Raw genomic sequence first — 8,818 nt, 5'->3', positions numbered from 1 at the left:
CTGCGACCTCTTAGTCCCGAACCAAGCGCGCTACCAAACTGCGCTACGCCCCGTTACCTGACTTATATATAATATCACACTGGAAGAAAATGTCAAGTTTTTTCTTTATCTAGGCCGCAATTTTCCCTCCCCGGTGAAAGAATTTCCAGAGAAAACCGCCGACGACGGTAACGCCCAACAAGACGAGCTTCATCGCTGTCGGATTAGCAGCTGCCCAGCCGACATACTGTGCTAAATACGGGTCCGTTGCCACCATACCGCCGGAAGCCCAGCCGAGGATAGCTCCGCCGATATAGACTAAAATAGGAAAACGGTTCATAACTTTAACGACGACAGTGCTGCCAAAGACGATGATCGGAACCGAAATGAGCATACCGAACATCAAAAGACCCCAATGGTTATTCGTGACACCGACGATTCCCAGCACGTTGTCTAAACTCATGAGGGCATCGGCCATCATAATCGTCCGCACAGCTGCCCACAAGGAGTCCTTGGCTTCGACGTGGATATCTTCTGCGGCCTCATCGGCCCCGATAAGCTTGATGCCGATAAAAACAAGTAAGACAGCGCCGAGGGTCTTCAAAAATGGAACCTGGAACAGCCAGGACACGATGAAGGCCATGATAAAGCGCAGGACAATGGCCCCTGCCGTACCATATAAAATAGCCTTCTTTTGTAAATGAGCCGGCAGATTCTTGGCTGCCATGCCGATGACGATAGAATTGTCACCGCCTAAGGCCAAATCGATGAGTACTACTTGCAGAATCATGGTGATATCAAACACCAATGCTGTTTCTAAGCCTGCCAAGGCAATTCCCCCTTTATCTTGCCAAAACAATATCTCACTCATTATATGATACTTTATAGGTCATTGCAAGACAAAAACGGCCCCACAAAGGGTTCACCTTTGTAGAGCCGTTCTATCATCATTTGTTAGTTATAACAATCAGCTGCAAAGCTTATTTTACGATGACCGATACGCCGTCAGGAATAACCGTAATCTTCGGTTCCTTAACGCCTTTTTCAGCCAATACGTCTTTAGCCATAGCCAAAGCTTCTTCGATGGACGAAGCATATTTCATGTGCATATCTTCAATCATCTGTTTCGGAGCTTCCGTAACCATGATGATCGTAAACCGCAGGAGCATGCGCATGAGGATCTGAGCTTCCCACTGGTCAAAGACCGTTTCGTTGCGGCCGCGGGCCAGGATTTCATCCATGGCTTTCTGCAGGGACGTAGCATTCTTCAAGTTGTTGTAGAAGTCTTCGCCGCCGTGACCGTCGGAGCAGGACGATACATCGATGATGACGCCGCCTTCTTTACATGTAGCTTCAGCAGCCGTCATGCCTTTTACGGACTGGTAAATGTTCTGGTCCAAAGGATAGCCGCCGTTAGTCGTGATGACGATATCAGCCGGAATCGGTTTAACACCGGCCAATTTCATTTCGAAGTCAACACCGGCATAGTGAGCTTCTTCGCGGTCGCCGGCAAAAGCAGCGATGACTTTCTTATCGGCATCGATGACGACGTTGCAGATGAAAGCCAGGTTAGCAGCTTTAGCAGCATAGAGCATATCTTCGTGGATCGGGTTGCCTTTCAAGATACCCGTACGGGCATTGGGGCTGGCGATGAATTCGGAGCAGTGGTTAGCCAAAACCGTGATTTTGCTGGCAATGCCCGGCAAAACGGATTTACGGCCACCGGACATGCCGGCGAAGAAATGGGGTTCAATGAAGCCTTCAGCAATGAGCAGGTCTGCATTGGCAGCCAGTTTGTTGATGAGGCATTCGCCGCCGGACGGCAAGGTACCGATACTGACCATGTCTTCGTCGTTACGGCTGACATGGATGGAGAATTTTTCATGTTCGGCAATTTCTTTACCGTATTTAGCTACTAATTCATCCTGCGTTGTCGGGCGATGCATCCCCGTTGCAATGAGGATCGTAATGTCGATATCCGGATTGCCTTTGCGCAGTTCAGCCAGGAGCTGCGGCATGATGACATGGCTCGGTACGGGACGAGTATGGTCACTGGAAATAATGACGCAAGTTTTTTTACCTTTGGCCAATTCGCTCAGTTTCGGGCTGCCAATGGGGTTTGCCAAAGCATCGGCAACGAGTTCTTCTTCCGATTTCGGTGCTTTATATTCGTGAGCATGAGAAACGAGAACGCCGGCTACCTGTTCATCCGACAGTTCAAAATTGATTTTTTCTTTGCCAAAAGGCACTGCAAACTTCTGCATACGTACACACCCTTTCTAAATCCGCGCTATTTTCATAGCATTCATAGCTCTAAAGAGAAAGGGCAAAGCCTTGGCCTTGCCCTTTTCCCCAGTATGCAACTGTAAAACTTATTCTTCGACCGGAACTTCGTCGTTGATGCTGACAACTTTGCCCGGGTTCATGATGTTCTTCGGATCCAATGCTTTCTTAACAGCTTTCATCATGCTGAGTTCAACGGGGTCCGTGTATTTTTCGAGGAGAGCTTCACGTTTGTAGCCAATGCCGTGTTCGCCGGAGAGGCGGCCGCCGAGCTGGTAAACGAGAGCATAGATTTCGCCCTGGATTTTCGGGAGCATTTCTTCCCATTCTTCCTGAGTGCGGTCATCTTTCAAGATATCGATATGGACGTTGCCGTCGCCGCAGTGGCCGGCGCAGTGCATAGCAACATTGTATTTTTCAGCCAAGCGGGAAATCTGCTGTACAGCATCAGGGATTTCCGTCATGGGAACGACGATATCTTCCATGGAGAAGACTAAGCTGCGAGCGCGGTCAGCTTCGAGGTATGCTTTACGGGATTTCCAAATGACAGCCGGGTCAGCAACCAAGGAGTCGATAGCGTTGTTTTCTTCAGCCAATTCGACGATCTTTTCGCACTGTTCGTCGAGGACGTCTTCACTGTCGCCGGCGATCTGGATGATGATGTAGTTACCGATATCGGATTTCGGCAGTTTTTCATCGAGGAAGATTTCAACCTGTTTGATGGAAGCGTTGTCCATGAATTCGACACAGACCGGAGTGATGCCGGCGCCCATAACTTTCGGCGTCAAAGCGATAGCATCGTCGAGGTTGTCGAATACGGCCAAGAGGTCCATCTGGTATTTCGGAAGAGCAACCAATTTGAGGTAAATCTTGGTGATGATGCCAAGGGTACCTTCAGAACCGATGAAGAGGTGCATCAGCATGTAGCCCGTAGCATTTTTACGGAATTTACCGCCAAGGGTTACAACTTCGCCGCTCGGAGTAACGACTTCCATGCCCATGACCTGGTCGCGGGTTACGCCGTATTTAACAGCGCGGTTACCGCCGGCATTGGTAGCAACGTTGCCGCCGATGAAGCAGGAGTCCCCGCTGCAGGGGTCGCCGCCGTAGAAGAGGCCTTCCTTCTGAACGGATTCCTGGAGAACGGCCGTCGTAACGCCCGGTTCCGTAACACAGACCATGTTTTCTTTGTCGATTTCGATGATATTGTTCATGCGTTCGATAGAGATGATAACGCCGCCGAACGTAGCAACAGCACCAGCTGCAAGGCCCGTACCTGCAGCACGCGGAACCATAACTGTATCGTTTTCATAGCAGAGTTTTACGACTTTAGAAACTTCTTCCGTCGTAGCAGGGAGAACGACGACCTGCGGTTCTTTCATGTAATGAGGGTCCGTTACTTCGTCGTGGGAATACGGTTCGAGTTTTTCTTTGTCCGTATAAACGTACTTTTCGCCGACGATTTGTTTGAACTGTTCAATTAACTCTGGTGAAACTTTACCTTTTGCCATAATACATACCTCCAAATAATGAAAAGAATAAGCATAACACTTATTTACATCCGGAAAGGACTTCCAGATTAAGACCGAACATAACGAAATTCTAAACTAGTCTGTTGTGTTTATTCTTCGTTTATCTCTTACAGGTATCATTATACTCTACTTTATTATGCATGTAAATTACATTTGTACATTTTGTACATATCACTTTTCGATTGCTCCGTACCATTCCATGATAACTTATCATAAGGACGGTTTATTTTTAAATAATCCGCCAACAAACGAAAATTTTTAAATCATGATTATTTTTACGAATTTTTACTATGCTTTAAAGTAATATTATATTATTCCTATAAGGAAACGTTTCGTATGAGGAACATTTCACAACAGATTATATCACATTGTTCCTGTTAGAAAAAGGGTATGCTACATAGAGATGCAGCATACTCTTTCATGCCTGCCTACTATATATCAGTTGACTAAGAAAGGAACAACGCTGGGAGCTAAGATGGTAATGATACCGGCAACGACCAGTAAGAAGAGGCAATATCCGACGGTACCCCGCATGATTTCGCCTTCCTTGCCGTCAGCAACAGCACCGACAGCGCCGATACCGAGGGCAATACTCTGAGGAGAAAGCATCTTGCCGATGCAACCGCCAAGGGAACTTGCACCTGCAAGCCAGGGCTGACTCATGCCGAGGCTGGAAGCAACCGAAGTCTGGAGCGGTCCAAAGAGGACGTTGGCGTTCGTGCACGACCCGGTAATGAAAGCACCTAAGCCGCCGACAAAGGGAGCGAAGACCGGATAGCCATTGCCTGTCGCAAAGACGAGCGCATCGGCGATTTCCTTGGTCATGCCCGAATAGGTCATCAGTTTAGCGACGACGACGACGGTGATGATCGTCAAGTACGTAAAGCGCAGGCCGACAAAGTTGTCTTTAAAGACCTGAGCAATTTTACCAATGGAAGCACCCTGGTAGAGGCCGCCCAAAACCGAGGCGATGAAAATCATGATGCCGGGAACGGCAATCCACGTAAAGGTATACGGTTTTGCACCGGCACCGGCGTAGATGGGAACCGTCGTTTTAATCGAAGCCAGCGGTCCGTTGATGAACGGGAAGAGTTTCGACGTTCCGACGAGAAGGACGAAAATCAGGATGAAGATCATAGCTGCTTTGACGCCTTCGCCAAAGGAAACGGTTTTCTGATCATCCGTTTTGAAATCGACCTGGTATTCCGGATTGCTCGTCGTCTTGCAGGCTCTGGAATAAAGGACGATGACGGCCATGATGATGATGGACGAAACCATGACCGGCAGTTCAGCACCGATAGTCACGGAAATGAGCAGCTGCGGGATAGCCAAGGCTAAGCCCGAAAGAAGAGTAACGATTCCGACGCCCTTGATGGCTTTCAGGCCGCCGCCGATACAAATAACCATTAAGAAAGGAACGATCAGGTCAGGAATAAAGGATACGATGGAAACCTTCGTAGCCAAGACACCGGAATCAAGACCCGTAACAGCAGCCATCGTCGTCGTCGGAATACCGATGGAACCGAACGAAGGCGCTACGGCGTTAGAAATCAAGCAGGCAACGATGGTCTTAATCGGCGGGTAGCCGAGGGCAACCAACATAGCTGCCGGAATAGCAACAGCCGTACCGAACCCGGCCATGCCTTCCATGAAAGTACCGAAGCCCCAAGCGATGAGCAGGAACAGTACGCGTTTGTCTTCACTAACCGTGGTCAGCATCTGTTTGATAATTTCCAGGCTGCCCGTTGCAACCGTCAACTTATAGGCAAACAGAGCCATAACGATGACCAGCAAGATTGGCCAACATGCCAGGGCAACCCCTTCTAAGGCTGCCGAAATAGCGATGGGAACCGGCATGTCATACACGGCCACAGCAACAATAAATGCGATAATGGCTGCGATTGGGCACGCTTTCCAACCGGCCATCTTCAAGAATCCCAATGCTACGATGAGAAATAGAATCGGGAGTAAGGCCAAGATAACCATTACATAACACCCTTTCATAAAAAATACACGTGTCACGCCTTTAAGAGGCATGGGCTCGTCCATAAAAATTTATGGACAGCGCCGTTTCTCATATTAGATTGTATCCGGATACAGTTTCTATGCTTGTTATTATATACCTGAAAGTAATGTTTGTAAATTACATTTAGACATAATCATATGCTTATTTTCGATATAAATCACAATATTCTTTACTATTTTGCATATTGAACCGTAAAAACTTGGAGTTTATAAAGTAAAAATAATTAAATCTTATTATTACTATTACTTTTTGTAATTTTTAAATTATCTAAAAATCGCATAACAAAGCCGTTTATAAACGATTTATAACGAAAATATCCCCCTCTATTTTACTAAAAAGTTAAAAAAATTGCCCGGTGAAGGTTTCTGGCCTTCACCGGGCACTAAGCTAAAGATTTCTATTTTTTTCGGCCGAAGCGCTGACAGCCTTCATGACGGCAGCACGAAAACCGCCTTCTTCCAAAGTCTGTACAGCTTCAATGGTTGTACCGCCGGGAGAGCAGACGGCATCTTTCAAGGCACCGGGATGAGTTCCCGTTTCCAAGACCATCTTGGCTGCCCCTAAGACAGTCTGAGCCGCAAAGGTATAGGCCATCTGCCGCGGCATACCTTCACGAACGGCACCGTCGGCCAAGGCTTCAATGAACAAATAGACATACGCCGGGCCGCTGCCGCTGAGACCGCAGACGGCATCGATCAATTTTTCATCGACGACTTCGGCTTTGCCAAAGCTGGAAAAAACATCGACAGCATCTGCTGTTTCTTCAGCCGTCACTTTGTCGTTCGACGAAATCGAGGCCATGCCTTCACCGACCATGGCCGGTGTATTGGGCATGACGCGAATGATTTTAGTCTTCTGTCCGGCATAGCCGGCAAGGCTTTCCAAAGACAGGCCGGCAGCAATCGAAATGAGGACCGTATCCGACGACAGTCCGTCATAGACAGCATCAATCGCCGATTTCATCATATTCGGCTTGACGGCCATGATAAGCCCCTGGGAGAGCTTGGCCAATTCCAAAGGAGAATCGACGACGACAGCCCCCGTTTCTTTCGCTAAGGCCGCAGCTTTTTCTCGATGGATATTGTACAGGTAGATGTGATCGGCAGCAATAGCCTTCGAATCTACCAGGCCTTTGACGATAGCCTGCCCCATATTGCCGGTCCCGCAGACACCGATAGTGTTAAACATACGCCAATCCTTTCTTCAGCCGTTACTGCTGAACGCCGACGGCATCAAAAGTCGCTTTGATCTTAGCAGCCAGTCCGTGAATCTTCTTCTTAGAAACGGAGCAGACAGCCAGGCGAATGCCTTTTTCCAACGGAACGAGGAAGATATTTTCCTTTTCCAGTTCATCGCATACCTTCTGTGCACCGATTAAGGGGATGGTAATGAAGAAGCCCGAAATGTAGCGCAGATATTTCAAACCGCATTCGTCAGCTTCCTTCATGAACAAATCGGCTCGTTCCTGAATGAGATGGAAATACTTGGCCCGTTCGGTATCGAGTTCAGCGACTTTCGCCGGATCCTTGCAGATATTGGCCATGACCTTCATGGCAGCACTGTTGGAGTTAGACCAGGTAGCGCGGCTGGTATACTGATTGATGGCAACGAATTCGTCAGCAATGTCTTTATTCTGCGTAATGCCGATCATGGCTCCCATGCGCTGGCCGTACATGGTAAAGCCCTTGCTGCAGGTATAGGCAACGATGATGAAGACATTGTCCGGCATGTTTCCGAATTTTTTGAAGAACTTGCGGCATTCGTGCTTTTCACCGCTATAGTCGAGATAAGCTACGTCAGAGACGAAGATAATATTTTTATCCTGACCTTTGACGACGTCTTTAAGGAAGGACAGGACCTGATCCCAATCGGAGTCGGACAGACCGAACCCGGTCGGATTGTTGGCCGGTGAATTCATGATGATAACCGTGTTGTACTGCTTGGCAACCATGGCGCTGACATGTTCTTTGAAGCTTTGGAAATTAAATTTCCCATCATCGGTGAGCAAATTGAATTCCCGAAGATTGCGGCCATTGTCGTGACACATGGAACCGTAAGCACCCCAATGCCAGTCACTGGTCAAAATGTCATCGCCCCATTCGGAGTAGTTGTGAATGACGTGATGGAGAACGCCGGAACCGCCGGACGTAGCACAGGCACGGATATAGCCATCCGGGCGGGATTCGCCAAAGCACTGGTCAATGGCTGCTTCCAGATAATCGGGATAGCCTTGAATCGGTGCATAGGCTACGATTTCTTTCGGCGTTAAGGCCTTATAAGCTTTTTGTACGACGTCGAGCATGACCAGGTTGCCGTCTTCATCGAGCAAAGAACCGACGGTACCATTGATAACCTTATCAGCCCCTAATTTTTCTGTCAAAGCAACGGCCCGGTTGTTGGCGCCAAAAATTTTATCTTCAGCACTCTTCCCTTTTGCCTGTGGTGCTGCAACACTTTTTACCATATGAATCAACTCCCCTTTCTTAGTTACATACACATTTATACCACATTCAAAGTAGAATGACAACAAACAGTATCGATATATCTGCGATGTATTCAAAATACAAAAGATACAGGCTGTTCAACGAGTATCCTTTTCTATATTGGAATAAATGGCTTAAAATAATTGCATAACCGGCGAAAAAATCGCTTTGGGATAAATTTATCAGTTACTATAATTATATGTATTATAATGAATAGCTATTATTCAAAGGATGAAGGAGCGATTACGAAATCGGAACGCGGGATTGGCACTGAATCATTCGGCCTTGTCGTCGGAAAAGATTAGTATAGATGGAAGATTGCAATCAATGGTCCGTAGAAATTTTGAATATGGCAGACAAATCAAGGTGCTGATAGCGGCAGTCTCGTCGTCTTTCGACATCCGTCATTATTTTATTTTTCATATACAAAAAGAAGCACTTCTCATCGAAGTGCTTCTTGGCTTAATCAGCGGCTTCCTATCCTCCCAGGGGGCCTCCCCCCAAGTACTTTCGGC

Annotated in this window: 7 protein-coding genes; 1 reads left to right on the top strand and 6 read right to left on the bottom strand. The window is 47.6% G+C overall.

Features of this window, described 5'->3' with window-relative positions:
* Positions 1 to 109: 109 nt before the first annotated feature.
* The 6 genes from QZQ46_RS10425 to QZQ46_RS10400 form a co-directional block, all read right to left on the bottom strand.
* Positions 110 to 808 carry a TerC family protein gene (locus QZQ46_RS10425; protein WP_296829754.1) on the bottom strand — a complete coding sequence of 233 codons (699 nt, stop codon included), beginning with the start codon at positions 806 to 808 and terminating at the stop codon, positions 110 to 112.
* A gap of 151 nt (positions 809 to 959) precedes the next feature.
* Positions 960 to 2,243, bottom strand: coding sequence for a nickel-dependent lactate racemase (gene larA, locus QZQ46_RS10420; RefSeq protein WP_296829751.1), 1,284 nt, complete (start codon positions 2,241 to 2,243; stop codon positions 960 to 962).
* A gap of 108 nt (positions 2,244 to 2,351) precedes the next feature.
* Positions 2,352 to 3,773 (bottom strand): FAD-binding oxidoreductase, encoded by a 1,422-nt coding sequence (locus QZQ46_RS10415; RefSeq protein WP_044505017.1) that lies wholly within the window; start codon positions 3,771 to 3,773, stop codon positions 2,352 to 2,354.
* 459 nt (positions 3,774 to 4,232) lie between these two features.
* Positions 4,233 to 5,780, bottom strand: a complete 1,548-nt coding sequence (locus QZQ46_RS10410; protein ID WP_296829747.1) for an L-lactate permease — start codon at positions 5,778 to 5,780, stop codon at positions 4,233 to 4,235.
* A gap of 427 nt (positions 5,781 to 6,207) precedes the next feature.
* Positions 6,208 to 7,008: a pyrroline-5-carboxylate reductase gene (gene proC, locus QZQ46_RS10405; RefSeq protein ID WP_296829744.1), complete on the bottom strand. Its 801-nt coding sequence runs from the start codon at positions 7,006 to 7,008 to the stop codon at positions 6,208 to 6,210.
* Between the two features lie 22 nt (positions 7,009 to 7,030).
* Entirely contained in the window at positions 7,031 to 8,284 is a 1,254-nt protein-coding gene (locus tag QZQ46_RS10400) for a pyridoxal phosphate-dependent aminotransferase (RefSeq protein ID WP_296829741.1), read from the bottom strand.
* Positions 8,285 to 8,567: 283 nt separating this feature from the next.
* On the opposite strand from QZQ46_RS10400, the gene QZQ46_RS10395 reads away from it, so the two are divergent.
* A partial coding sequence (locus QZQ46_RS10395) for a hypothetical protein (RefSeq protein WP_296829738.1) occupies positions 8,568 to 8,818 on the top strand: 251 nt, incomplete at its 3' end.

The sequence above is a fragment of the uncultured Megasphaera sp. genome, from assembly GCF_900539295.1.
Classification (GTDB): Bacteria; Bacillota; Negativicutes; order Veillonellales; family Megasphaeraceae; genus Megasphaera.
This window is presented reverse-complemented; position numbering and strand designations above follow the sequence as displayed.

Bases quoted from the DNA above. Each gene is read 5' to 3' on its own strand.
- larA (WP_296829751.1), bottom strand. From the start codon at position 2,243: ATGCAGAAGTTTGCAGTGCCTTTTGGCAAAGAAAAAATCAATTTTGAA.
- QZQ46_RS10415 (WP_044505017.1), bottom strand. From the start codon at position 3,773: ATGGCAAAAGGTAAAGTTTCACCAGAGTTAATTGAACAGTTCAAACAA.
- QZQ46_RS10410 (WP_296829747.1), bottom strand. From the start codon at position 5,780: ATGGTTATCTTGGCCTTACTCCCGATTCTATTTCTCATCGTAGCATTG.
- proC (WP_296829744.1), bottom strand. From the start codon at position 7,008: ATGTTTAACACTATCGGTGTCTGCGGGACCGGCAATATGGGGCAGGCT.
- QZQ46_RS10400 (WP_296829741.1), bottom strand. From the start codon at position 8,284: ATGGTAAAAAGTGTTGCAGCACCACAGGCAAAAGGGAAGAGTGCTGAA.